At 61.0% G+C, this 24,974-nt stretch carries 26 protein-coding genes; 11 read left to right on the top strand and 15 right to left on the bottom strand.

Features of this window, described 5'->3' with window-relative positions; all coding sequences use genetic code 11:
* Window positions 1-224 precede the first annotated feature (224 nt).
* Both KBY08_RS23105 and KBY08_RS23100 read right to left on the bottom strand, forming a co-directional pair.
* Window positions 225-1,613, bottom strand: a complete 1,389-nt coding sequence (locus KBY08_RS23105; RefSeq protein WP_225651270.1) for a GTPase/DUF3482 domain-containing protein — start codon at window positions 1,611-1,613, stop codon at window positions 225-227.
* Window positions 1,606-2,985: a DUF2868 domain-containing protein gene (locus KBY08_RS23100; protein ID WP_225651269.1), complete on the bottom strand. Its 1,380-nt coding sequence runs from the start codon at window positions 2,983-2,985 to the stop codon at window positions 1,606-1,608. The genes KBY08_RS23105 and KBY08_RS23100 overlap by 8 nt, the downstream gene beginning before the upstream one ends.
* A 109-nt stretch (window positions 2,986-3,094) precedes the next feature.
* Between KBY08_RS23100 and KBY08_RS23095 the strand changes: the two genes are divergently transcribed.
* Both KBY08_RS23095 and KBY08_RS23090 read left to right on the top strand, forming a co-directional pair.
* Window positions 3,095-3,607 (top strand): dihydrofolate reductase, encoded by a 513-nt coding sequence (locus tag KBY08_RS23095; protein ID WP_003402228.1) that lies wholly within the window; start codon window positions 3,095-3,097, stop codon window positions 3,605-3,607.
* A gap of 190 nt (window positions 3,608-3,797) precedes the next feature.
* Window positions 3,798-4,856: a hypothetical protein gene (locus tag KBY08_RS23090; RefSeq protein WP_003402229.1), complete on the top strand. Its 1,059-nt coding sequence runs from the start codon at window positions 3,798-3,800 to the stop codon at window positions 4,854-4,856.
* A gap of 49 nt (window positions 4,857-4,905) precedes the next feature.
* Here the strand turns inward: KBY08_RS23090 and trmB are convergent, their stop codons facing one another.
* From trmB to KBY08_RS23070, 4 genes are all read right to left on the bottom strand, one after another.
* Window positions 4,906-5,553, bottom strand: a complete 648-nt coding sequence (gene trmB / locus KBY08_RS23085; RefSeq protein WP_213582310.1) for a tRNA (guanosine(46)-N7)-methyltransferase TrmB — start codon at window positions 5,551-5,553, stop codon at window positions 4,906-4,908.
* A gap of 97 nt (window positions 5,554-5,650) precedes the next feature.
* Entirely contained in the window at window positions 5,651-6,445 is a 795-nt protein-coding gene (locus tag KBY08_RS23080; protein ID WP_003304387.1) for a thiazole synthase, read from the bottom strand.
* Between the two features lie 51 nt (window positions 6,446-6,496).
* A complete protein-coding gene (gene thiS / locus KBY08_RS23075) occupies window positions 6,497-6,697 on the bottom strand; it encodes a sulfur carrier protein ThiS (protein ID WP_003402231.1) in 201 nt (66 codons plus the stop codon).
* 114 nt (window positions 6,698-6,811) lie between these two features.
* Window positions 6,812-7,192 carry a DUF423 domain-containing protein gene (locus tag KBY08_RS23070; protein ID WP_011269203.1) on the bottom strand — a complete coding sequence of 127 codons (381 nt, stop codon included), beginning with the start codon at window positions 7,190-7,192 and terminating at the stop codon, window positions 6,812-6,814.
* 80 nt (window positions 7,193-7,272) lie between these two features.
* Between KBY08_RS23070 and mtgA the strand changes: the two genes are divergently transcribed.
* A complete protein-coding gene (gene mtgA, locus KBY08_RS23065; RefSeq protein ID WP_003402232.1) occupies window positions 7,273-7,983 on the top strand; it encodes a monofunctional biosynthetic peptidoglycan transglycosylase in 711 nt (236 codons plus the stop codon).
* A gap of 624 nt (window positions 7,984-8,607) precedes the next feature.
* Here the strand turns inward: mtgA and rpoH are convergent.
* The 4 genes from rpoH to ftsY all read right to left on the bottom strand — a co-directional run bounded on the left by rpoH (window position 8,608) and on the right by ftsY (window position 12,785).
* A complete protein-coding gene (gene rpoH / locus KBY08_RS23060) occupies window positions 8,608-9,462 on the bottom strand; it encodes an RNA polymerase sigma factor RpoH (RefSeq protein ID WP_003402233.1) in 855 nt (284 codons plus the stop codon).
* 118 nt (window positions 9,463-9,580) lie between these two features.
* Window positions 9,581-10,615 carry a permease-like cell division protein FtsX gene (ftsX, locus tag KBY08_RS23055; RefSeq protein ID WP_003402234.1) on the bottom strand — a complete coding sequence of 345 codons (1,035 nt, stop codon included), beginning with the start codon at window positions 10,613-10,615 and terminating at the stop codon, window positions 9,581-9,583.
* Window positions 10,612-11,283, bottom strand: coding sequence for a cell division ATP-binding protein FtsE (gene ftsE, locus KBY08_RS23050; protein ID WP_002555631.1), 672 nt, complete (start codon window positions 11,281-11,283; stop codon window positions 10,612-10,614). The genes ftsX and ftsE overlap by 4 nt, the downstream gene beginning before the upstream one ends.
* Window positions 11,280-12,785, bottom strand: a complete 1,506-nt coding sequence (gene ftsY / locus KBY08_RS23045) for a signal recognition particle-docking protein FtsY (protein ID WP_024659962.1) — start codon at window positions 12,783-12,785, stop codon at window positions 11,280-11,282. Before ftsY ends, ftsE begins: the two co-directional genes overlap by 4 nt.
* 255 nt (window positions 12,786-13,040) lie before the next feature.
* On the opposite strand from ftsY, the gene KBY08_RS23040 reads away from it, so the two are divergent.
* The 4 genes from KBY08_RS23040 (at window position 13,041) to KBY08_RS23025 (ending at window position 17,790) form a co-directional block, all read left to right on the top strand.
* Entirely contained in the window at window positions 13,041-14,393 is a 1,353-nt protein-coding gene (locus tag KBY08_RS23040) for a M16 family metallopeptidase (protein WP_011269209.1), read from the top strand.
* Entirely contained in the window at window positions 14,390-15,880 is a 1,491-nt protein-coding gene (locus KBY08_RS23035; protein ID WP_057457954.1) for a M16 family metallopeptidase, read from the top strand. Before KBY08_RS23040 ends, KBY08_RS23035 begins: the two co-directional genes overlap by 4 nt.
* Window positions 15,880-16,470 (top strand): 16S rRNA (guanine(966)-N(2))-methyltransferase RsmD, encoded by a 591-nt coding sequence (gene rsmD, locus KBY08_RS23030; RefSeq protein WP_024650547.1) that lies wholly within the window; start codon window positions 15,880-15,882, stop codon window positions 16,468-16,470. Before KBY08_RS23035 ends, rsmD begins: the two co-directional genes overlap by 1 nt.
* Before the next feature lie 285 nt (window positions 16,471-16,755).
* Window positions 16,756-17,790 carry a hydrolase gene (locus KBY08_RS23025; RefSeq protein WP_032619941.1) on the top strand — a complete coding sequence of 345 codons (1,035 nt, stop codon included), beginning with the start codon at window positions 16,756-16,758 and terminating at the stop codon, window positions 17,788-17,790.
* A gap of 7 nt (window positions 17,791-17,797) precedes the next feature.
* On the opposite strand, the gene KBY08_RS23020 is transcribed toward KBY08_RS23025, so the two are convergent.
* Both KBY08_RS23020 and KBY08_RS23015 read right to left on the bottom strand, forming a co-directional pair.
* The gene (locus KBY08_RS23020; RefSeq protein WP_011269212.1) at window positions 17,798-18,652 is read right to left on the bottom strand and encodes a sulfurtransferase; all 855 of its coding nucleotides are present in this window, start codon (window positions 18,650-18,652) and stop codon (window positions 17,798-17,800) included.
* A 54-nt stretch (window positions 18,653-18,706) separates the two neighbouring features.
* Window positions 18,707-19,369, bottom strand: a complete 663-nt coding sequence (locus KBY08_RS23015) for a TetR/AcrR family transcriptional regulator (RefSeq protein ID WP_011269213.1) — start codon at window positions 19,367-19,369, stop codon at window positions 18,707-18,709.
* A 368-nt stretch (window positions 19,370-19,737) separates the two neighbouring features.
* Here KBY08_RS23015 and coaD point away from each other — a divergent pair, with 368 nt between their 5' ends.
* A complete protein-coding gene (gene coaD, locus KBY08_RS23010; RefSeq protein WP_003348749.1) occupies window positions 19,738-20,217 on the top strand; it encodes a pantetheine-phosphate adenylyltransferase in 480 nt (159 codons plus the stop codon).
* A 98-nt stretch (window positions 20,218-20,315) separates the two neighbouring features.
* Window positions 20,316-20,567, top strand: a complete 252-nt coding sequence (locus KBY08_RS23005; RefSeq protein ID WP_003316325.1) for a YfhL family 4Fe-4S dicluster ferredoxin — start codon at window positions 20,316-20,318, stop codon at window positions 20,565-20,567.
* 9 nt (window positions 20,568-20,576) lie between these two features.
* Here KBY08_RS23005 and KBY08_RS23000 read toward each other — a convergent pair whose 3' ends face one another.
* The 3 genes from KBY08_RS23000 to KBY08_RS22990 all read right to left on the bottom strand — a co-directional run bounded on the left by KBY08_RS23000 (window position 20,577) and on the right by KBY08_RS22990 (window position 22,683).
* A complete protein-coding gene (locus KBY08_RS23000) occupies window positions 20,577-20,915 on the bottom strand; it encodes a hypothetical protein (protein ID WP_003411945.1) in 339 nt (112 codons plus the stop codon).
* Between the two features lie 97 nt (window positions 20,916-21,012).
* The gene (gene mutM, locus KBY08_RS22995) at window positions 21,013-21,825 is read right to left on the bottom strand and encodes a bifunctional DNA-formamidopyrimidine glycosylase/DNA-(apurinic or apyrimidinic site) lyase (protein ID WP_003372546.1); all 813 of its coding nucleotides are present in this window, start codon (window positions 21,823-21,825) and stop codon (window positions 21,013-21,015) included.
* A 45-nt stretch (window positions 21,826-21,870) separates the two neighbouring features.
* Complete coding sequence (locus tag KBY08_RS22990) at window positions 21,871-22,683, bottom strand: HDOD domain-containing protein (protein WP_172452203.1); 813 nt, start codon at window positions 22,681-22,683, stop codon at window positions 21,871-21,873.
* Window positions 22,684-22,921: 238 nt separating this feature from the next.
* Between KBY08_RS22990 and KBY08_RS22985 the strand changes: the two genes are divergently transcribed.
* Together KBY08_RS22985 and KBY08_RS22980 are read left to right on the top strand one after the other, a co-directional pair.
* Entirely contained in the window at window positions 22,922-23,461 is a 540-nt protein-coding gene (locus tag KBY08_RS22985; protein WP_003372548.1) for a type 1 glutamine amidotransferase domain-containing protein, read from the top strand.
* A gap of 85 nt (window positions 23,462-23,546) precedes the next feature.
* Window positions 23,547-24,743: a class I SAM-dependent rRNA methyltransferase gene (locus KBY08_RS22980; RefSeq protein WP_003393654.1), complete on the top strand. Its 1,197-nt coding sequence runs from the start codon at window positions 23,547-23,549 to the stop codon at window positions 24,741-24,743.
* Window positions 24,744-24,974 lie beyond the last annotated feature (231 nt).

Below are 24,974 nucleotides of genomic sequence, written 5' to 3'. Positions count from 1 at the left end.
AGGATCTACAACTATCGTGCCCATGCTCCGCGTGGGTATGCCGTTCTGGACGCTCCGCGTCCTCCCTTGAGCAGGTGGCGCGGCTTGGATCTGTGACGCGCAGAGCGTCACGACAGGCATTCCCACGCTGGAGCGTGAGGAACGATGACCTCAACTATCGTGCGACGCTCCGCGTCGCATGCCGCTCTGGACGCTCTGCGTCCGCTCTTCAGCGCCGGAACAGTTCAATCCTGCAAAACCACATCCGCCAGCTCAACAATCGCTTCCTGCCGCTCAGCCTGATTCGGTTTGGGATGTGGGTTGAGCGTCGACCACTGCGGGTGGGCGCGGGCTCGGGAGAGGGGTTCGGGGATTTTGCCTTTGCGCCAGGTCTTGTCCTGCGGTGTGGTCAGTTCGATGCTGTGCAAGGCAGCGTGGCCCCTGACACCCAGCGCCAGCAGCAAGTGACGCTGACGCAGGGCAAGCAGGCGCAGCACCGCATCATCGACGGTCAGTTCTCTGCGCCCCTTGAGCTTGCCGAGCAACCGGCCGCCGTAGCTGCGCGCGGTGGATAACGCACCACCGGCAATCGCTCCGACCAGCGCCGCCGCACCCAGCGTCACGCCGCCGACCATCAGGTCGACCCCTGCCCCGGCCGCCGCGCCAGCCGCCACGCCGCCGCCAACGCGCACGCCCATCAACTTCAGGGTTTCCGGGTTGAACAGGTCATCGCCCCAACGGCCGTCCATCAACGGCAAATCGCTGCTGGACACATCATCCTTGCGAAACGCATACAGCTTGAGCAGCGCCTCGACGCACTGCTGTTCGCGCTGCCGAACCGCCTTGCGCAGCGCTTCCACGGCCTGCTGCTCCTGGTCGGCGGTGGTTTCGACACTGCGTCGGCACGCTGCGCAATCAATCAGCAGCTCGGCGATCAGGCGAGCAGCGCTGTGGCGTTTGGCCGAGCGCTGTTTTTCCTGATCATCAATCAGCCGTTCAAGCCGCGGCCGCGCGCTTTCCAGCAACAGCGCCAGGCTTTCATACAGACGACGACCGCCATCTTCCGGGGGCGCTACGCTGTCGAAACGTACCAGCGCATGCAGGCCCAAGCGGGAAAGCGCTTCGCGCCATTCCGGCTCGCGGTGCTGCTGCGCACTGACGAAATTCAGCACCGGTAGCAGCGGCTTGCCACAGCTCGCCAATACCGCCAGCTCGTCACGGTATTTGGCCAGCACCGGCTCACGTGCATCGATCACATACAGACCTGCGTCCGAGTCGAGCAACTGGCGCATGACCTTGGCCTCTTGCTCAAAACGCTGGCGTGCCTCGCTGCCCTCCAGAAAACGCGCCAGTCGTGCCGGCCCGTCCAGACGCTCGCCGGGGCGGTCCAGGCGCTCCAGATAATCGAGCAGCGCAATGGCGTCTTCCAGACCCGGCGTGTCGTACAGCTCGACCACGGCCTGACCGTCCACAGAAAGGCGCGCGCCCTCGACATGGCGAGTCGTACTGGGACGATGGGACACTTCGCCGAAGCTGACATCACCGGTCAACGTACGCAGCAGCGAGGTCTTGCCGACATTGGTATGACCGACCACCGCCAGCTTGATCGCACGAGTGCCGTCTGCTTCAGTCATGGCCTGTCTCCAGCCAGTTCAAGGGCACAGTGTCGGCGTGCGGCAACTGCAATTGATCCAGCGCGACGTGCCAGTCGCCGAGGCGCTCAGGGTCAAGCCTCTGCCCGGCAGGCGCGGGCAGCAGCCAGATGCGCGCTGCACCGGCGCAGCGTGCCAGTTCGGCGATCAACGCCAGACTGCCACGGTCCGGCGAACGGCGCGGGTCGCAGGCGATCACTATGCGCGCAGGCGGATACTGGGTCAGTTGCTCCAGCAGTTTGTGGCGCGACTCACGGCTGTCGAGAATGCCTGCATCGGCCACACCCGACGGCAGCGCTGGCGGCCAGACCTGCTGATCATCCAGCTCGATGGCCACTAACAAGGCGCCATTGCTTTCAACAGCCCCCAGGCCGGACTGCACCTGATGCAGCGCAGCAGGTTCGGCATCGTTGACACCCAGGCGCTCGCTGCTGGGCATCAGGCGCTCACGCAATTCAAGGTATTCGGGCAAATCCAGATCAAGGCGCAGCGCCGCCCTGCCCTGCTTCCAGCGCCACAGGCAGAAACCGGCCAGCAACAGACGCGGCACGATGCCGTACACCAGCAACACACTCACCAGCCACGCCGCCCAGGCCTGACGCGCATTCTCGATACTCAACGCGCCATTGCCGCTGGCACGAATCATGGTTTCGTCCGGCACGCTGAACCCCAGCCATGCCGGGACGGTACTGAGCGTCTGGGTAAGGCTGACAAACGTGTCGCTGCTCAGAATGGTGGTTTCCCAGACAAACCCGTAACGCCGGGTCGCCATCAGCATCAACAGCAACAGCAGCGCAGTGAGTAACGCCAGCAGCCACAGGCTGTGAACCACCAGCCCGAGCGCCCAGCGATTCAGGCGCTGGCGTTGCAGCAGCAAAACCAGCGCGGGGGCGAGTTGTGCGGCCTGGGCGTCACGGGCGAGCTTTTCACTCAGCCACAGCCACACCCGGCCCAGCCCGGTATTACTGCGCCCGGCGAAGATCAGGCCCAGCGCCCAGGTCAGCAACAGCACAAGGTTCAGCCCAAGCAGACTGCCCAGCGCCCAGAACACATTGACCGGTGCCTGCCCGTCGCCCATTGCGGCGAACGCCAGGCCCGCGCCACTGATGACCGCGAGCACTGCCAGCGCAATCAACGCCAGCCGTGCGCCCTGCTTCCAGTGATGCAGCGCGCCAAGCATGCCGTCGCGCTGCGCCAGGCCGAGGGCACGGTGGGTAATGCGCGCAGTCAGGTCGCCTCCGGCAGCGCGGGCACGGCGATTGGCTTCCAGATCATCCAGCACGCCAGCCTGCTGTTCACGCAGGCGCACGGCTTCGGTCAGCCAAAGGGTATCGAGGGGGGTCAGTGCAGTCACACAGTGTCTCTTGATTGAATTCAGCGGTGAGCATAACCGCAGTCATGGGACTGAGCACGGCGCATGTCAGTTCATTCGCCTGCCCTGCGACCTCTGATATCCTCGCGGCATGAAAACTCATCTCCCCCTCAGCCTGATTGCCGCCCTCGGTGAAAACCGAGTGATTGGCGTCGACAATTCCATGCCCTGGCATTTGCCGGGGGATTTCAAATACTTCAAGGCCACGACGCTCGGCAAGCCGATCATCATGGGCCGCAAGACCTGGGATTCGTTGGGCCGCCCGCTGCCCGGCCGCCTCAACCTGGTGGTCAGCCGCCAGACTGACCTGCAGCTTGAAGGCGCGGAAGTCTTCGCTTCGCTGGACGCCGCCGTTGTGCGTGCCGAGCAGTGGGCGCAGGAACAGGGTGTCGACGAGGTGATGCTGATCGGCGGCGCGCAGCTTTACGCCCAAGGCCTCCCTCAGGCCGATCGCCTGTACCTGACTCGCGTGGCGCTGAGCCCTGATGGCGACGCGTGGTTTCCGGAGTTCGATACCGCGCAGTGGGCGCTGGTATCCAACACCGAAAACGCCGCCGTCGATGGCAAGCCTGCCTACAACTTCGAAGTCTGGGAACGCGTCTGATCAGCGGTTTTCGGGGCAACTGCAACCGATGACGAAAAACTGCAACAAAAGTGTCGTTTTTGGTTTCACCGTCGCAAATAAAGGGGCAAACGGCGTCATTTGGCCTTTTTCGGGTCGCTGACGTACTTTTGCCTTCACAATAATTTGTTACGGTCTGCCCCTTCGTTTTTTCGACAAGGGGAAATCGCCTATGAAACTCGTGCCAAAACTGTTGGCCGCTGCCGTCTGCTTCGGGCTTGCCAGCCAGGCTATCGCGGCCACCGAACTGAAGCATTGGCCCGAGCCTGCCGCCAAGGCGCTCGACGCAATGATTGCGGCGAATGCCAACAAGGGCAATTACGCGGTCTTCGACATGGACAACACCAGCTATCGCTTCGACCTCGAAGAAGCGTTGTTGCCGTACATGGAAAACAAAGGCCTGATCACCCGCGAAACACTCGATCCCTCGCTGAAGCTGATCCCCTTCAAAGACACCGCCGAGCACAAGGAAAGCCTGTTCAGTTACTACTATCGTCTTTGCGAAATAGACGACATGGTCTGCTACCCGTGGGTCGCGCAGGTGTTTTCCGGCTTTACGCTTCAGGAGCTCAAGGGCTACGTCGATGAGCTGATGGCGCTGAAAAAGCCGATCCCTGCGACCTACTACGAAGGCGACACCGTCAAGCAAATCAACGTCGAGCCGCCGCGGGTATTCACCGGGCAGGCCGAGCTGTACAACAAGCTGATGGAAAACGGCATCGAGGTGTATGTGATGACCGCGGCGTCGGAAGAGCTGGTACGCATGGTCGCTGCCGATCCGAAGTATGGCTACAACGTCAAACCACAGAATGTGATCGGCGTGAGCACGCTGCTCAAGGACCGCAAGACCGGCGAGCTGACCACCGCACGCAAGCAGATCACGGCGGGTAAGTATGATCCGAAAAGCAATATGGGCCTGGAGCTGACGCCTTATCTGTGGACCCCGGCGACCTGGATGGCCGGCAAGCAGGCGGCCATTCTGACTTACATCGATCAGTGGAAAAAGCCGGTCCTGGTCGGCGGCGACACCCCGACCAGCGACGGTTACATGCTGTTCCACAGCGTCGACGTGAGCAAGGGCGGCGTGCACTTGTGGATCAACCGCAAGGACAAATACATGACCCAGCTCAACGGCATGATCAAGGACAATGCCGAAGCTCAGGCCAGGGAGAAACTGCCGGTTACGGCGGACAAGAACTGGGTGATCGTCAAGCCGGACGAGATTCAGTAAGCGGCACAACATCGCGGGATTGCGGGTTGTTACCAACCCGCAATCCCGGTCAGTCGACTTTCTCGAACTTCAGATCCCAGACGCCGTGTCCGAGCTTCTCGCCACGGCGCTCGAACTTGGTGATCGGCCGTTCCGCAGGGCGCGGGACGTACTGGTTGTCTTCAGCCTGGTTGCGATAACCGGGCGCCACGCTCATCACTTCCAGCATGTATTCCGCGTAAGGCCCCCAATCGGTGGCCATGTGGAACACCCCGCCGACCTTCAGCTTGCTGCGCACCAGTGCGGCGAATTCAGGCTGCACGATGCGCCGCTTGTGGTGACGACTCTTGTGCCACGGGTCCGGGAAGAACAGCATCAGGCGATCCAGGCTGTTATCCGCGACGCAGCGGTTCAGCACTTCGATGGCGTCGCAATCATAGACGCGCACATTGGTCAGCCCTTGGGTCAGGACGCCGTTGAGCAGCGCGCCTACGCCTGGAGAGTGCACCTCGACACCGATGAAGTCGTGCTCGGGAGCCGCAGCCGCCATTTCCAGCAGCGAGTGGCCCATGCCGAAGCCGATTTCCAGCGTACGCGGCGCAGAGCGACCGAACACCTGATCGAAATCCACCGGCGTGTCGGTCAGCGACAGGCCATACAACGGGAGGCCTTGATCGAGGCCGCGCTGCTGACCTTCGGTCATGCGGCCGGCTCGCATCACGAAACTCTTGATGCGGCGGTGCGGGCGCTCTTCGCCTTCTTCGACAGCAGGCGACTCTGGGTGCGGAACGTGCGAATCAGTCATCAACGGGCTCTTACTTGATCAGGCCATCCAGCGGCGAAGACGCGCTGGCATAGAGTTTTCGTGGCATGCGCCCGGCGAGGTAGGCCAGACGACCGGCAATTACGGCGTGTTTCATGGCTTCAGCCATCATCACCGGCTGCTGGGCGTGGGCGATGGCCGAGTTCATCAATACGGCTTCACAGCCCAGCTCCATCGCGATGGTGGCGTCGGAGGCAGTACCGACACCGGCATCGACCAGCACCGGCACTTTGGTTTCTTCGAGAATGATCTGCAGGTTGTACGGGTTGCAGATGCCCAGACCGCTGCCGATCAGGCCGGCCAGCGGCATGATCGCGATACAGCCGATTTCGGCCAGCTGGCGGGCGATGATCGGGTCATCACTGGTGTAGACCATCACGTCGAAGCCGTCCTTGACCAGGATCTCGGCGGCCTTGAGGGTTTCGATCACATTCGGAAACAGGGTTTTCTGATCGGCCAGCACTTCGAGCTTGACCAGATTGCGGCCGTCGAGCAATTCCCGGGACAGGCGGCAGGTGCGCACGGCCTCGGTCGCATCGAAGCAGCCAGCGGTGTTCGGCAAAATGGTGTAGCGATCAGGCGGCAGCACGTCCAGCAGGTTCGGCTCGCCGGGGTTCTGGCCCAGGTTGGTGCGGCGCACGGCAACGGTGACGATCTCGGCGCCCGAGGCTTCGATGGCCAGACGGGTCTGTTCCATATCGATGTACTTGCCGGTGCCCACCAGCAGGCGCGACTCGAAAGTCCGACCGGCCAGGACGAAAGGCTTGTCGCTGCGAACATTGCTCATCGGAAATCCTCATAACGTGCAGATGGGGTTGGGCGCAGTGCGGATTGCGAACTAGCCACCGCCAATGGCATGCACCACTTCGACCTGATCGCCTTCGCTCAGGACGGTCGTCACATGCTGACTGCGCGGCACGATATCCAGGTTCAGTTCCACCGCGACCCGGCGCCCTGCAAGGTCCAGACGGGTCAGCAATGCCGCGACGGTTTCGCCATCGGGCAATTCAAAGGGTTCGCCGTTCAACTGAATGTGCATGCGAGAGCAGCCATCATTTTTGGGGGGCCAGCATTCTAGCCCGATCAGCCGGTATGACCAAGGCAAAGCCACGCCATTCGTCTCATGCGCGCCTGCTTTGCGGGGAGCAGATACTCAAGGAGGCGAACCCAGCCTCCAGGCCGCCAGCCCGAGCATCGACCAGCCGAACAGAAAGGCCAGACCACCGAACGGCGTGATGATGCCCAGCTTGCTGAAACCGGTGAGGGTCAGGGCGTAGAGGCTGCCGGAAAACAGCAGAATACCGACCGCGAAGGAGAATCCGGCCCAGGTGACCAGGCGTCCGGGGATGTGCGTTGCCAGTATCGCCACGCCGAGCAGGGCCAGCGCGTGAATCAGCTGATAAAGCACTCCCGTGTGGAACACCGCCAGGTACTCGGCACTCAGGCGTTCCTTGAGGCCGTGGGCGGCAAACGCGCCAAGGGCCACACCGGTGAAGCCAAAGAAGGCGGCCAGCATCAAAAAGCTACGAAGCATCAGGGACTCCAGGGAAAAATCGTCGAAAGGCGCACGGTCTGTATAATGGCCCGCTCAACGGGTTCGGCCAAGCCATCTCTATGCTGCAGTCTATTCTTCGTCGCATCGTCAAAGCCCTGCTGTGGTTCGCCGCAGGCAGTGTTCTCGTGGTTCTGGTTCTGCGCTGGGTGCCGCCACCGGGCACGGCGCTGATGGTCGAGCGCAAGGTAGAATCCTGGTTCGACGGCGAGCCTATCGACCTGCAACGCGACTGGGAACCGTTGGACAAAATCTCCGACAATCTGAAAATCGCGGTCATTGCCGGCGAAGACCAGAAATTCGCCGAGCACTGGGGTTTCGACGTCGACGCGATTCAAGCGGCCATTCTGCATAACGAGCGTGGCGGCTCGATACGCGGCGCCAGCACGCTCAGCCAGCAGGTGTCGAAAAACCTGTTCCTGTGGTCCGGCCGCAGCTACCTGCGCAAGGGACTGGAAGCCTGGTTCACCATGCTGATCGAGCTACTGTGGTCCAAGGAGCGCATCCTCGAGGTGTACCTCAACAGTGTCGAGTGGGACGAAGGCGTATTCGGTGCCCAGGCTGCGGCGCAACACCACTTCCGCACCAATGCCAGCGCACTGTCGGCGCAACAGGCCAGCTACCTCGCCGCCGTCCTGCCCAACCCGCGCCAGTGGAGCGCCAGCCACCCGAGCAGCTACGTCTCGCGTCGTGCAGGCTGGATTCGTCAGCAGATGCGTCAGTTGGGTGGGGATGAGTACCTGCAGGGGCTGAACAGCAGCCGTCGGTGGTGATGTTTGCGCTCGGTTTCAATGGCCTCTCGCTACCTACGTTCGAGCATGAGAACGGGCCTTTGTAGGAGCGAACTTGTTCGCGAAGGCATTGTTTCAAACGACGAATCTTTTGCGACTGTACGGGCCCTTTCGCGAACAAGTTCGCTCCTACGTTTGGGCATGGGAGCCGGATGGCTTTTGTAGGAGCGAACTTGTTCGCGAAGGCATTGTTTCGAACGACAAATCTTCTGCGACTATACGGGCCCTTTCGCGAACAAGTTCGCTCCTACGTTTGGACATGGGAGCCGGATGGCTTTTGTAGGAGCGAACTTGTTCGCGAAGGCATTGTTTCGAACGACAAATCCTCTGCGACTATACGGGCCCTTTCGCGAACAAGTTCGCTCCTACGTTTGGGCATGGGAGCCGGATGGCTTTTGTAGGAGCGAACTTGTTCGCGAAGGCTTTGTTTCGAACGGCAAATCTTCTGCGCCTGTACGGGCCCTTTCGCGAACAAGTTCGCTCCTACAAAACTATGCAGTTCGTGACGCTCTGCGTCACAAAGAGGACGCAGAGCGCCGCACGATAGCTGATACACAAACAAAAACGCCCCGATCATCTCGGGGCGTTTTTCGTTGCCGGGTAGCCTTACGCGGCGATCGACGTCTTGAGCTTGTTCATCGCGCTTTTTTCCAGCTGACGAATACGCTCCGCGGAGACGTTGTACTTCTGCGCCAGGTCGTGCAGCGTGGCTTTTTCTTCTGCCAGCCAGCGCTGGTAGAGAATGTCGCGGCTGCGTTCGTCCAGCACGTCCAGCGCCTGATGCAGATTGGCGGTGGAGTTGTCGGTCCAGTCGGAATCTTCCAGTTGACGCGCCGGGTCGTAGCGGTGGTCTTCCAGATAATTGGCCGGCGACTGGAACGCGCTGTCGTCATCCGCTTCGGCGGCCGGGTCAAAGGCCATGTCATGGCCGGTCAGACGGCTTTCCATCTCCCGCACTTCACGCGGTTCGACGCCCAGGCTTTCCGCGACGCGATGCACTTCATCGTTGTTCAGCCAGGCCAGACGCTTCTTCTGGCTGCGCAGGTTGAAGAACAATTTGCGCTGTGCCTTGGTCGTGGCGACCTTGACGATGCGCCAGTTGCGCAGGATGAACTCGTGAATTTCGGCCTTGATCCAGTGCACGGCAAAAGACACCAGACGCACGCCCATTTCCGGGTTGAAACGCTTCACGGCCTTCATCAGACCGACATTACCTTCCTGGATCAGGTCAGCCTGAGCCAGACCGTAACCCGAATAACTGCGAGCGATGTGCACGACAAAGCGCAGGTGGGCGAGGACCATTTGTCGGGCCGCGTCCAGATCCTGCTCATAGTAGAGACTCTCAGCCAGTTCACGCTCCCGCTCGGGCGTCAGCAATGGAATGCTGTTGACCGTTTGCACATAGGCCTCGAGGTTTGCACCCGGGACTAAAGCATAAGCAGGTTGCAAAGAAGTGGTCATACGAAAAAACCTCCAGCGCACAGGTTATGTGCAGTTCAGCATTAGCCAGATTGACCCGGAACCGCTAACCAAGTTCCTTGATTTTCAGAGGCCAGTCTGGTGAAACAATAATGTGGCTCTACCGGGGCGCCAGTTCACGAAGATGTCGGGCCACCGCAATCCAGGCACCGATATACCCTAACAGAACCGCTCCAAGCAAGAGGGAAAGACCATCACCCATCGGCACACCGGCCAGCGCGAAGTCACTGCCATAGAGACCTGCCAGCCCGACGACCGCGCCGTTCAGCCAGTTCAGGCCATAAGCCAGAACGCCCCAGGACAGAATGCCTGCCCCGAAGCCGTACAGCGCGCCCATATAAAGGAAGGGCCTGCGCACGTAGCTGTCGGTACCGCCCACCAGCTTGATGACTTCGATTTCGATGCGGCGGTTTTCAATGTGTAGACGAATTGTGTTACCAATTACTAACAGCAAAGCCGAGACCAGCAAAACCGTCAAGCCGAAAACGAACCGATCACCCAGTTTGAGGATCGCGGCCAGTCTTTCGACCCAGACCAGGTCCAGCTGCGCCTGCTCTACTTTAGGCAATTGGGCCAGTCGCGTACGCAAGGCTTCCAGCGCAGGCTTGTCCACTTCGTCCGGCGTCACCAGCACCACGCCCGGAAGCGGGTTCTCCGGCAATTCCTTGAGCGCCTCGCCCAGCCCGGACTGTTGCTTGAACTCGCCCAACGCCTGTTCGCTGCTGATGTACTCAGCATCTGCCACGCCGGGCATCGCCTTGATTTCATCGCGCAGGCGAGTGCCATCAGCGGTGCTGGCATCCAGGTTCAGGTAGATCGAAATCTGCGCCGCGCGCTGCCACGAACCTCCCAGACGCTCGACATTGCTCAGCAGCAACGACAAGCCCATCGGCAGGCTCAAGGCAATCGCCATGACCAGACAGGTAAAGAAGCTGCCAATCGGTTGCTTGCCCAGACGGCGCAGGCTGTCCAGCAGACTGGAGCGATGGCTTTCCAGCCAGGCAGACAACAGCGCGCTGAAATCAGGGCCGTCGTCATCGTGGTCGTGGCGCTGCTTTTTCTGTTTCGGCGGCACTGGATCGGCGGCTTTGGGCGCGACGCGCTCTGAAACCTTGGGGCTGCGTGTGGCACTCATACTCCGGCCTCCCCGTCACCGATCAGACGACCGCGCTGCAGGGTCAGCATGCGATGGCGCATGCGGGCGATCAATGCAAGGTCGTGACTGGCAATCAGCACGCTGGTCCCCAGTCGGTTGATATCTTCAAAAACACCCATGATTTCCGCTGCCAGGCGTGGGTCGAGGTTACCGGTCGGTTCATCGGCGAGCAGCAGGGCCGGGCGGTGAACGATAGCCCGGGCAATGCCGACACGCTGTTGCTGACCGGTAGAGAGGTCACCGGGGTACAGCTCGGCCTTGTCGGACAACGCCACCCGCTCAAGCGCCGAGTCGACCCGCTTGGCGATCTCGGGCTTGGACAGGCCGAGGATCTGCAAGGGCAACGCGATGTTGTTGAACACCGTGCGATCGAACAGCAACTGATGATTCTGGAACACCACGCCGATCTGGCGACGCAGAAACGGGATTTGTGCGTTGCTGATTTGCCCAAGGTCCTGACCGGCCAGCATCAGTTTGCCGGTGGTCGGACGCTCCATGGCCAGCAACAGGCGCAGCAGCGTGCTTTTGCCGGCACCGGAATGACCGGTGACGAACAAAAACTCGCCGCGACGTACTCGAAAGCTCAGTTCATGCAACCCGACGTGTCCATTCGGGTAGCGCTTACCGACCTGCTCGAATCGAATCATGGACGCTCCCGCTCCGCAAACAGTGCCTGAACAAAGGGTTCGGCCTCGAAGGTACGCAGATCATCGATACCTTCACCGACGCCGATATAGCGAATTGGCAAGCCGAACTGCTTGGCCAGGGCGAAAATCACGCCGCCCTTGGCGGTGCCATCCAGCTTGGTCAGCGCCAGCCCGGTCAGCGTGACGGTCTGGTTGAACTGCTTGGCCTGATTGATAGCGTTCTGCCCGGTGCCCGCATCGAGGACCAGCAGGACTTCGTGAGGAGCGTCTGCGTCCAGCTTGCCGATCACGCGGCGAACCTTCTTCAACTCCTCCATCAGGTTGTCCTTGGTGTGCAGACGACCGGCGGTATCGGCGATCAGCACGTCGATGCCACGAGCCTTGGCGGCCTGCACGGCATCGAAGATGACAGAAGCCGAGTCGGCACCGGTGTGCTGGGCGATGACCGGTATGTGATTACGCTCACCCCAGACCTGCAATTGCTCGACGGCTGCAGCGCGGAACGTGTCACCCGCCGCCAGCATGACCTTCTTGCCTTCCAGTTGCAGCTTCTTGGCCAGCTTGCCAATGGTCGTGGTCTTGCCCGCGCCATTGACGCCGACCACCAGAATCACGAACGGCTTGTGTTCGGCCTTGATCACCAGCGGTTGCTCGACAGGCTTGAGCATCGCGGCCAGCTCGCCCTGCAACGAGGTGTACAACGCCTGGGCGTCGGTCAACTGCTTGCGCGCGACCTTCTGGGTCAGGCTTTTGATAATGACCGAGGTGGCTTCAACGCCGACATCGGCGGTCAGCAGACGGGTTTCGATTTCTTCGAGCAGGTCGTCATCGATGGCCTTCTTGCCCAGAAACAGGCTGGCCATGCCTTCGCCGATGCTGGCACTGGTCTTCGACAGGCCCTGCTTGAGGCGTGCAAAGAAGCCGACCTTGCCGGTTTCCGGCTCGGGTGTCAGAGCAGGAGCAGGCACTGCAAGCGCTTGCGCAGCAGGCTGAACCGGTTGCGGCACTGCCTGCGCGACGACTGGCTCTGGCTCTGCAACAGGCTGAACCAGCACCGGCTCAGGCATCCCGAGCGGCACGATATCCGCCACAGGCTCCGCTACGACGGGTTCAGGCTCCAGCGGCTCGGGCGCAACAGGGGCATGGCTTTGTTCAGGGATGGCCGGCGTGACATGCGGCTCGCGCTCGTCGCTCAAGGCCACCGGCTCTTCGGTCACCGGCAAGGTCAGCCAGGGCTGAGGCGAAGGCGCGCCGGGCTCCACATGCAGTTGCGATGCAGGCGCAGTTGCTTCGACAGTGACTTCAGGCACCGATTGCGAGGCAACATGAGGCTCAACCTGCGGCGTCGCGGCAACCTGATCGGCGATCGGGTCGGGTTGCGTCGGGGATGATTCTGCTGGCTTCGGCTCGGTTTGCTGCGGCTTCTTGCGCAGCCATCCGAACAGGCCTTTCTTCTCTCCAGCCTCGGCTGGGGTCTTCTTGTCGTCGTTGGAACCAAACATGGATGACGGCTATCTCAAGGTTGCGGGGCGCCAGAGGGCGACCCGGAAAATTCTGACATGCAAAACAGACTGCGTTTAGGACTTCTTGTTCACTCAACGGCCGCTTGTGCAGCTACCTTTACCTGCGTTTCAGACAGGTTTCACTCGCAATCGGCCAGTGAAGGCTGTCTCTGAAGCAAACGGATCAGTATCCTAACACCCCCGCGCCCGCCGACGCTAAGTTCACGCGGGCCGTCCTACAGGTTCAAACTACGAATGAATGCTTTAGCCCGCCGCGCCGCAGGCCTGCTGCTCAGCACAATTTGTCTGCCTTTGACAGCATTGGCTGCCGATCCGCAACCGACTCACGAATTCACCCTCGACAATGGCCTGAAAGTTGTTGTCCGCGAAGACCACCGCGCTCCGGTGGTGGTTTCGCAGATCTGGTACAAGGTCGGCTCCAGCTACGAAACGCCGGGCCAGACCGGTCTGTCCCACGCACTTGAACACATGATGTTCAAAGGCAGCAGCAAAACCGGACCGGGCGAGTCTTCGCTGATTCTGCGCGATCTGGGCGCTGAAGAGAATGCGTTCACCAGCGACGACTACACCGCCTATTACCAGGTACTGGCGCGTGACCGCCTGAGCGTCGCGCTGGAGCTGGAAGCCGATCGCATGGCAACCCTGAAATTGCCCGCCGACGAGTTCAGCCGCGAGATCGAGGTCATCAAGGAGGAACGTCGCCTGCGTACCGATGACCAGCCAATGGGCAAGGCGTTCGAGCGCTTCAAGGCGATGGCCTACCCTGCCAGCGGCTATCACACGCCGACCATCGGCTGGATGGCGGACCTGGAGCGCATGAAGGTCGAAGAACTGCGCCACTGGTACGAATCCTGGTATGCGCCGAACAACGCCACGCTGGTGGTGGTCGGCGATGTGCTGCCGGACGACGTCAAAGCCCTGGCAGAACGCTTCTTCGGATCGATCCCGCGCCGCGCTGTACCGCCTTCGAAAAAACCGCTTGAACTGGCCGAACCTGGCGAGCGCAAGATCACCCTACACGTCAAAACCCAGTTGCCGAGCCTGATCTACGGCTTCAACGTACCGAGTGTCGCAACCGCTGAAGATCCACGTTCGGCGAACGCCCTGCGCCTTATCGCAGCGCTGCTCGACGGTGGTTACAGCGCACGCATTCCCGCACGCCTGGAACGTGGCGAAGAGCTGGTCTCCGGTGCCTCGTCGCGTTACGACGCGTTCGCTCGCGGCGACAGCCTGTTCATGATCAGCGCCACACCCAACCAGCAGAAGAAGAAAACCCTGGCCGATGTGGAAGCCGGGATCTGGCGCCTGCTCGATGAGCTGAAAACCAAGGCACCGTCCGCCGAGGAGCTGGAGCGTGTCCGGGCTCAGGTCATTGCCGGTGTGGTCTATGAGCGCGACTCGATCACCAGCCAGGCGACCATGATCGGAGAGCTGGAAACCGTCGGTCTGTCCTGGAAGCTGATGGACAATGAACTGGAGGCGCTGCAGAGCGTGACCCCGCAAGACATCCAGAAAGCTGCCAACACCTATTTCACCCGTGAGCGCCTCAGCGTTGCGCACGTTCTGCCTGAGGAGAAAGCCAAATGATCACGCGCAATGCTCCACGTCATGCGCTGCTTGGCCTGATCCTGGCCGGTTCGCTCGGTGCCTTTTTCGCACTGCCGGCCCTGGCCGACGACGCCCCTGCCGAGCAGGGCCAGGCCGCTCCCGCGCTGGGCAGCAACCTGCAGACCCTCAAGGAACTGGACGGCAAGGCTCCGGCCCGTCGCGCCCTGAATATCCAGACCTGGAATACCGCCGAGGGCGCCCGCGTGCTGTTCGTGGAATCCCGCGAATTGCCGATGTTCGACATGCGCCTGACGTTCGCCGCCGGTAGCAGCCAGGACCAGAAATCGCCCGGCATTGCCCTGCTGACCAACGCCATGCTCAACGAGGGCATCAAAGGCAAGGACGTCAACGCCATCGCCCAGGGCTTCGAAGGCCTGGGCGCCGACTTCAGCAACGGGTCCTACCGCGACATGGCGGTGGCCTCGCTGCGCAGCCTGAGTGCTGCGGACAAGCGCGATCCGGCCCTGAAGCTGTTCAGTGAGGTGGTGGGCAAGCCCACCTTCCCTGCCGACTCCCTGGCCCGCATCAAGAACCAGTTGATCGCCAGCTTCGAGACTCAGAAACAGAGCCCCGGCGCTATCGCCAGCAAGGAGCTGTTCAATCGTCTGTACGGCGATCACCCCTACGCTCATCCGAGCGAAGGCGACGCCAAGAGCGTCAACGCCATTACCCTGGCTCAGCTCAAGGCATTCCACGCCAAAGGGTACGCGGCGGGCAATGCGGTGATTGCCCTGGTCGGTGACCTGTCGCGAGACGAAGCGCAGGCCATCGCGGCACAGGTATCAGCCTCGCTGCCCAAAGGCCCGGCACTGGCCAAGGTCGCTGACCCGGTCGAGCCCAAGGCCGGCACCACGCACATCGAATTTGCCTCCAACCAGACGCACCTGATGCTCGCGCAGTTGGGTGTCGATCGCAACGACCCCGACTATGCAGCACTGACCGTGGGTAACTCGGTACTGGGCGGTGGCGGCTTCGGCAGCCGGCTGATGACCGAAGTCCGGGAAAAACGCGGCCTGACCTACGGCGTGTCTTCCGGCTTCACCGCCATGCAGGTGGCGGGGCCGTTCATGATCGGCCTGCAGACGCGTGCGGAAATGAGCGAAAACACCCTCAAGCTGGTGCAGGACATCGTTCGCGACTTCCTCGCCAACGGTCCCACGCAGAAAGAAGTCGACGATGTGAAGCGCGAACTGACCGGCAGCTTCCCGCTGACCGCAGCCAGCAATTCGGCCATCGTGGGTCAGTTGGGTGCCATCGGCTTCTACAACCTGCCGCTGACCTACCTCGAGGACTACATGGCCGCCGCCCAGAACGTGACCGTCGAACAGGTGAAAGCGGCCATGAGCAAGCACCTGAGCGCCGACAAGATGGTCATCGTCACCGTGGGTCCTACCGTTGAGCAAAAACCATTGCCGGCGCCGACCGACAAACCCGTCCGCCAACCTGCAGGGGTCCCGGAACACTGATGGCCAATCCACGTCCGAAGGGCCACAACGGCCTGGGTCAGCTTCGTATCATCGGCGGAGAATGGGGCAGCCGCCGCCTGACCTTCCCCGACGCACCCGGCTTGCGCCCGACGCCGGACCGCGTGCGCGAAACCCTGTTCAACTGGCTCGCGCCTTACATTGCCGGCGCCAGGGTACTGGATGTCTTCACCGGCAGCGGTGCGCTGTTTTTCGAGGCCCTGTCGCGTGGTGCCAGCATGGGCCTGGCGCTGGACAGCAACGCCGCGGCCATCGCCAGCCTGCGCCAGAACCTCAATGCCCTGAACTGCACCAGCGGCCAGGTCTCCCAGACCGACGCCCTGCGCCATCTGGAAACCGCCGCTGCTTCACCCTTCGACGTCGTGTTCCTCGACCCGCCCTTCCATCAGGGCCTGCTGGCTTCAGCCTGCAACCTGCTGGAAAGCCACGGCTGGCTGGCCGACACCGCCTGGATCTACACCGAAAGCGAAACCCCGCCATCGACCACCGGCTTGCCGGGCAGCTGGCGATTGCACCGCGAGAAAAAGGCTGGACAGGTGTATTACGCGTTGTGGCAGCGAGGCCAGGGCTGACAGCTCACGTACCAATGCTCCGCGTTTGGCATGCAGTTCTGGACGCTCCGCGTCCTCTTGACGACGCAGAGCGTCATGAACGGCGTTCCCACGCTGGAGCGTGCGGAACGAGACTCTTGTAACTATCGTGCCGATGCTCTGCGTCGGCATGCAGTTCTGGACGCTCCGCGTCCTCGTGGTCATGCAGAGTGTCATGAATACATTCCGGCGCTTCCCCCTTACATCCCCGACTGCTTAGTGGCAACGTATAGCCAGTCACCCCTGAATTGATCGTTGAGCAAGCACGTGCCCACACGCCCTACCTTTGTGTCCCATGCCAATCCATTCGTCCCGGCCGTCGGCATGGGCAATCCGCATTTGCAGACGCTTTGGGGGCCGCTGCTGCGCAAGCCGACGTTGCTGGCGCGCACGCGCGAGCGGTTGTGGTTGCAGGACGGGGACTTTCTGGACATGGACTGGCATGGTCCTGATCAGCCCGATAAACCCTTGGTGCTGGTACTGCACGGCCTGACCGGATCGTCCAACTCGCCCTATGTCGCCGGTCTGCAAAAAGCCATGGCGGCGCAGGGCTGGCCGAGTGTGGCGTTGAACTGGCGCGGTTGCTCGGGAGAGCCCAACCTGCTGTCGCGCAGTTATCACTCCGGGGCGAGCGAGGATCTGGCCGAGGTGATCGCCCATTTGCGTTCGCTGCGGCCATTGGCTCCGATTTATGCGGTGGGGTATTCGCTGGGCGGCAATGTGTTGCTCAAGTACCTGGGTGAATCCGGCGCCAACAGTGATTTGCGGGGGGCCGTGGCGGTGTCCGTGCCGTTTCGTCTGGACGAATGCGCCAACCGTATCGGCCAAGGCTTCTCGCGGGTTTATCAGCGGCACTTCATGCGCGAAATGCTGGCTTATATCCGTGACAAGCAGCATCGGTTCCAGCATGAAGGCATCAGCGAGGGGCTGGCCGAACTCGCCGCGCTGGGTTCACTGGAGAACATGCGCACCTTCTGGGACTTCGATGGCCGGGTGACTGCACCACTGCACGGCTTTACCGATGCCACGGATTATTACCGCAGGGCGTCCAGCCGCTACTACCTGGGCCAGATTCAGACGCCGACGCTGATCATCCAGTCCAGCGACGACCCGTTCGTGTTCCCCCACAGCCTGCCCGAACCCAGCGAGCTATCGTCCTGCACCGAATTCGAACTGCACACCAAAGGCGGGCATGTCGGCTTCGTCGAAGGCTCGCTTCGCACTCCGCGTTACTACCTCGAACGTCGCATCCCGTTGTGGTTATGCGCCGCTCAGGAGCGCGAAGGCTCGCCCACGATTTGATAACGAATCAGGCGCCCGTGGCGATTTCACGCTCAGGATCGGTGATCCACTCGCTCCACGACCCCGCATACAGCGTAGCCAGCGGATAGCCAGCCAGACACAGGGCGAACAGGTTGTGGCAGGCGGTGACACCTGAACCGCAATAGGACACCAGACTCTCCGGCGGGCGATCCTGCAGCTTTTCGGCGAAACGCTGCCTGAGCTGCCCGGGCGGCAAAAAGCGTCCGTCCGCGCCGAGGTTGTCGGTACAGGCGGCACACTGCGCACCGGGAATATGCCCGGCCACCGGATCCATAGGCTCTACGTCGCCTCGAAAGCGGGCTTCGGCGCGCGCGTCGATCAGGGTCATTTCCGGGCGCCCCAGACGACCCTGCAAGCGACTGCCGCTGAGCACCATGGACATGTCTGGCTCACCGCTGAAATGACCGGATTCACGGTTCGGCGCATCGAGGCTCAACGGCAGCCCCGCCGCGTGCCAGGCCTTCAGCCCGCCATCGAGCAGGTAGACGCCTTCACGCTTGCCCATCCACGCCAGTAACCACCAGGCCCGTGCGGCATACATTCCCGGCCCATCGTCATACAGCACCACATCGCTGTCGGCGTTGATGCCCCATGCCTGAAAGCATTGCAGCAAAGCGGCGGGATCGGGCAGTGGATGACGCCCGGTCTTGCCCTTGATCGCAACACCGCTGAGGTCGCGCTTCAGGTCGGCAAAAGATGCGCCTTCGATATGCCCTTGGGCGTAACTGCGTTGACCGTAGTCGGAATCTTCGAGCGCGTAACGGCAATCGAGAATCACCAGGCCTGGAGTTTTCTGGCGTTCAGCCAGTTGCTCAGGGTTGATCAGTTGCGCAATGGACATGACACTCTCCCGTGGCAGAGAACTGACAAGCAGGCTGCTCGTCGGTCCCGGAATTCACATCAGAACCTCGGGCAGCGACGCGTGAAACGTTTCGCACAGTGCATCGAACGCTTCGCGAGCCTGAGGCGCGACAAAAACAGATTCGAGCATAAGTACCTGATAGACGCCACGTCGAATAGCCGACTGGTTGATCTGCGTGGAGTTTTCCCGGTTGGTGCACAGAAAACGCACCCACGACGTGAGGACGATCCAGGTGTTGAGACTGGTCCACTCGATCTGCGACTCATCCATCTTCAGGATGCCTGCCTTGATGAATCCCCGATAGATGGTCATCGCCTGCATCAGACAGCGGTATGAGAAACGCCGATAGCGCCGCGCCAGCTCCTCATCGGACGTCAGCAGGTGCTCAAGGTCACGGTGCAGAAAACGGTAGCGCCACATGGCGTCGATGATCGCCAGGAAGTAATCGCGCTTGTCCTCGATGGTCGGCGCACGATCGGCTGGCAAGGTCAGGAAACTGCCGATCAGCACCTCGTACTCGGAGAACAGTTCGGCGATGATCGCCTGCTTGTTGGCGAAGTGGTAATAGAGATTGCCGGGCGAGATTTCCATATGCGCAGCGATGTGATTGGTGGTCACACTACGCTCACCCTGCTGATTGAACAGTTCCAGACTGGTTTGCACGATTCGTTCACGGGTTTTGGTACGCGGTGCCATGCTGGGCCAGACCACTCTATGCTGATCAGATGATGGCAATCTTAGCGCAGGCTGATGCTGCAATGGTGGCAGAATCGTCGCGGTGAGAGTGTTATGTCGACGCAGGCACACGGACCTGGGCCGACACCCGGACGGACCGAAAATCCGCATGACACCTCGCTCATCAACCAGCGTCATCCTTACAAACTTTTTCATACGCCGACCAGGCCCCGTGACTGCGCCAAATAGCCCCAAAATCAGGGATTTCAGTAGAAACATGGCCGATAATCGGCGCAATACGACGTTTGATACCTGCCGCACAGCTTGGCCCATCGGAAAGGCTGCGATACCATCCGAGTCCCACAACGGACTCCGACCAGGACGACGCGATGAACCGAGTGTTGTACCCAGGCACCTTCGACCCGATTACCAAGGGCCATGGAGATCTGGTCGAGCGCGCCTCGCGCCTGTTCGACCAAGTGGTCATTGCGGTTGCCGCCAGCCCGAAGAAAAACCCGCTGTTCCCTCTGGAGCAACGCGTCGAGCTGGCCCGCGAAGTCACCAAGCACTTGCCCAATGTGGAAGTGGTCGGTTTTTCGACCCTGCTGGCGCATTTTGCCAAGGAACAGAATGCCAATGTCTTTCTGCGCGGACTTCGTGCCGTCTCGGACTTCGAATACGAGTTTCAGTTGGCCAACATGAATCGTCAGCTGGCACCGGACGTCGAAAGCCTGTTCCTCACGCCGTCGGAGCGCTACTCGTTCATTTCCTCGACGTTAGTGCGTGAAATCGCCGCGTTGGGCGGTGATATCACCAAGTTCGTTCACCCTGCAGTTGCCCAGGCGCTGACCGAACGCTTCAAGCGCTAGACGCGCTGCATGTGAAGGTGCATCCCGAAGCCTAATGCGGCACAATTCGCCGCATTGGTTTTAATGTGCCCCGGCGTCGGCCGCGGCAGGAGCAATTCATGTCCCTTATCATCACTGACGATTGCATCAACTGCGACGTCTGCGAACCCGAGTGCCCAAACGAGGCGATTTCACAAGGCGAGGAGATCTACGTGATCAACCCGAACCTGTGTACCGAATGCGTCGGTCACTACGACGAGCCTCAATGTCAGCAGGTTTGCCCGGTCGACTGCATCCCCCTGGATGAGAATCACGTCGAGAGCAAAGAGCAGTTGATGGACAAATACCGGATCATCACCAGCAAGGCCTGATAACGGTCTTTACTGCTGCTTGCCGTACCCGTCGCCCGTGCAACCCAGACAACGCACGAAGGCTGCCTTGCCCGGATCCACCACCAGCGCCTTGCCTGTTGCCCCGAGGTTGCCGCCTGCCGCCGCAAAAGGCGCAGCGATCACGAACAGTCCCGTGCCGATGACGGTTGCCGCGATCAGCAAGGGTCGGGCAATCAGCAAGTCACCGATCATGGCAAACGCCGGCGGGTTCTGGATGGTGTAGACCGGATCGCCGCTGCCTGTGGTGACATCGGCGGCAACCGCCGGCAGCGCCTGCAGGCCGATGAACAATGCCAGCGTGGCAGCGAGAATACGAAACGGGCTCATGGCTTGATCCTTCAGGCGTAGCAAATAGTTAAGGTGCCATCACTATAAACAGGGCTGTGGGTTAAGCAAATGGCCCAGAGCCCCTGTCATACGTATTTCAGCGCTGGCATTTCGGGCAATACACGCTGGCGCGCTGGCCGAGTTTGACCTCACGCAGCGTCGTGCCGCACACCTTGCATGGCTGACCGCCACGCCCATATGCAAACAATTCCTGCTGGAAATACCCGGGCTTGCCGTCACCGCCGATGAAGTCACGCAGGGTGGTGCCGCCACGCTCTATGGCGTAGGCCAGAATGCGTTTGATCTCGATGGCCAGCTTCAGGTAACGCGCCCGGGACACACTCCCCGCTTCGCGGCGCGGGTCGATGCCGGCGGCGAACAGCGCTTCGGTCGCATAGATATTGCCCACCCCGACCACAACGGCGTTGTCCATGACGAACGGCTTGACAGCGATCGACTTGCCACGCGAACGCTCGTAAAGACGCTCGCCATCGAACAGATCGGTCAGCGGCTCCGGCCCCAGGCGGATCAACAGTTCGTGGTTATGCGGATCAAGACTCCAGAGCATCGCGCCGAAGCGACGCGGGTCGGTATAACGCAAGGCCAGCCCGGACTCCAGTTCGATATCGACATGCTCATGTTTGAGCGCCGGAAGCCCGGCCTCGACCAGACGCAGATTCCCGGACATGCCCAAGTGGCTGATCAGGGTGCCCACCTCGGCCTGGATCAGCAGGTACTTGGCGCGCCGATCAACCTGCACGATGCGCTGGCCGGACAGGCGCACGTCCAGATCTTCGGGAATGGGCCAGCGCAAGCGGCTGTCGCGCACGATCACGCGGCTGACGCGCTGACCTTCAAGATGCGGCGCAATGCCACGACGGGTGGTTTCGACTTCAGGTAATTCAGGCATGGACAACTCGGTCGTGCAGAAAGGACAGGCCGGGACGGCGCCGGATCAGCGCGCGCCCAGCTCGCGAATGCTTTCCCTCAGGTATTCAAAGTCATATTCGGACAAACCCACGTAGTCCAGCACCAGCGCACCGATGGATTCCCACTCGTGGTCCTCGTCCTGGTTGCCCAATACCCGATAGGACTGGCAGATATGCTCGGCCATTTTCAGGGGCGCCAGGAGGTTCTTGAGCGTGGCATTACGACTGGTATCGTCCTGAAAGATCGCCAATGCGTTGTGATGGTTGGCAATCGCGTCGGTAATGTGCGCAGGCAGACGCCAGGATTTGGCCGTGTAATAGCCAACCACCGAATGGTTGGTGTCGAAGGCGCTGTTTTCAGTATCGACGATGCGGCAATCGGGCCCCGCGTTGGCGTAGGCCTCTTCCAGCACTGGCATGTAGTTGGGGAAACGCTTGAGCATCAACGGAATGCCGCAGTCGTGAAACAGGCCCAGAGCATAGGACTCGTCTGCCGTCTGCGAGCCGATGCGCTTGGCCAGGGTCAGACTGGTCATGGCGACATCCTGCGCCGTATCCCAGAAGCGGTTGAGCGCGACGATGGTTTCATCGGTCATCTCGCCCCTGATCGACTGCGCGTTGATCAGGTTGATCACCGTCCGACTGCCCAGCAGGTTTACCGCCTTGTCGATGGAGGCAATCTTGTTGGACAGGCCGTAGTGGGCGGAGTTGACGATCTTCAACAGCGCCCCGGACAACCCGGGATCCTGCGCGATCAATCGCGCAATCGCCCCCAGGTCCGGGTCGGGCATGTATTGCTCCATCTGCAGGTCCACCATGATTTGCGGCTGCGGGGGCACACTGATGCCCTGCAACGCTTGCTGGATCTGTTCTGGGCTTAGCTCTTCGGACATAGGAATTTACTCACGGTGATGACTGGATTCTGACCCCTTGCGGAGAAACGGTCCATCATCCGAGACGAAGATATTCTCGGAACTTTGCCTGGTACGAAGCTTCGGACTCTGTGTTAACGGCGTGAACGGCGGCTGCAAAACGGCCTGCCAGACGCTACTTTTAAGCCCGACACTGGAGGATCCCATGTCTAAAGCATTGACTGGCAAACGCATAGCAATTCTTGTAACCGACGGTTTCGAACAGGTTGAACTGACCGGTCCGAAAGAAGCGCTGGAGCAAGCAGGCGCCACCGTGGAAATCCTTTCCGCTGAAGAGGGCAAGGTCAAAGGCTGGAATCACGACAAACCTGCCGATGACTTCAAGATCGACGGCACGTTCAAGGCTGCCAATGCCAGTGACTACCATGGTGTGGTGCTGCCGGGCGGAGTACAGAACTCAGACACCATCCGCATAGACAGCGACGCGCAGAAGATCGTCAAGGACATCGAGGCCGCGGGCAAGCCGGTGGCGGTTATCTGCCATGGCAGCTGGCTGTTGATCTCGGCCGGCCTGGTAAAAGGTAAAACCCTGACCAGCTTCAAGACGCTGAAAGATGACCTGGTCAACGCTGGCGCGAAATGGGTCGATCAGGAAGTTGTCACCGACGGCAAGCTGATCAGCAGCCGCCAGCCCGACGACATCCCCGCGTTCAACAGCAAACTGATCGAAGCACTGTCTGCCTGACAGATTCCGTCAGTTAATTGCAGTCATCCCGGCCCAGCGCCGGGATGACGCGTTATAATCCCGCTCTTTTTTCAGGAGCGACGTCATGTCCCTGCCTAGCTTGCGCCTCAAAGCCAACGCCGACCGCCGCCTGCGCGCCGGTCATCTGTGGGTCTACAGCAACGAGATCGATGTAGCCGCCACCCCACTGCATGGTTTTGCAGCCGGTGATCAGGCCATCCTCGAAGCTGCGGGCGGCAAGCCGCTGGGCATCGTCGCCATGAGCCCCAACAACCTGATCTGCGCACGCCTGCTGTCGCGCGACATCAAGCTGCCGCTCGACAAGTCTCTGCTCGTCCATCGCCTCAACGTTGCGCTGTCGCTGCGTGAGCGCCTGTTTGACAAGCCCTTCTACCGCCTGGTCTACGGTGACTCCGACCTGCTGCCGGGTCTGGTGGTCGATCGTTTCGGCGACATTCTGGTCGTTCAGCTGGCCTCGGCCACCATGGAAAACCACAAGGAAGACATCATTGCGGCGCTGGTTCAGGTCATCAAGCCAAGCGGCATCCTGTTCAAGAACGATTCGGCGGCTCGCGATGCGGAAGGCCTGAATCGTTACGTCGAGACTGTTTTCGGTCTGGTACCGGAATGGGTCGCACTGGAAGAGAACGGTGTGAAGTTCGAAGCACCGGTCATGGCCGGGCAAAAAACCGGCTGGTTCTATGACCACCGCATGAACCGCGCGCGCATCGCTCCTTACGTCAAAGGCAAGCGTGTGCTGGACCTGTACAGCTATATCGGCGGCTGGGGGATTCAGGCAGCGGCGTTCGGTGCCAGCGACGTCACCTGCGTCGACGCGTCGTCCTTCGCCCTCGATGGCGTGGAGCGCAACGCAGCCCTGAACGGCTTTGCAGAAAAAATGACCTGCATCGAAGGCGATGTCTTCGAAGCGCTCAAGGAACTGAAAGCCGCTGAAGAGCGTTTCGACGTGATCGTCGCTGATCCGCCTGCGTTCATCAAACGCAAGAAAGACATGAAAAACGGTGAAGGCGCCTACCGCCGCCTGAACGAGCAAGCCATGCGCCTGCTCAGCAAGGACGGCATTCTGGTCAGCGCGTCGTGCTCGATGCACCTGCCGGAAGACGACCTGCAAAACATCCTCCTGACCAGCGCCCGCCATCTGGACCGCAACATCCAGCTGCTGGAACGCGGCGGCCAGGGCCCAGACCATCCGGTACACCCGGCGATCGCCGAAACGCGCTACATCAAAAGCATCACCTGCCGGTTGCTGCCCAACAGCTGATACCGAAGCGCCCCGACCTCTTCGCTCCTGCAAGAGCTCGCTGTTCCTGACTATGACTATCGTGCCAATGCTCTGCGTTGGCACGATAGTCAAGACCGCAGCCACTGCCGCAAAAGTGCTTTTCTCCCACGGTGGCGCTGACGACGCAGAGTGCGACGTTAGTGACGGCTGAGTCCTGGCGCTGATCCGGGGGTAGCCTGGCAGGACGCCAGGCTAGCCGCACCGGGCCCA

The organism is Pseudomonas sp. P135 (genome assembly GCF_020312125.1).
Lineage (GTDB): Bacteria > Pseudomonadota > Gammaproteobacteria > Pseudomonadales > Pseudomonadaceae > Aquipseudomonas > Aquipseudomonas fragariae.
The sequence above is the reverse complement of the archived record's forward strand: the minus strand, read 5'-3'. Positions and strand labels throughout refer to the sequence as shown.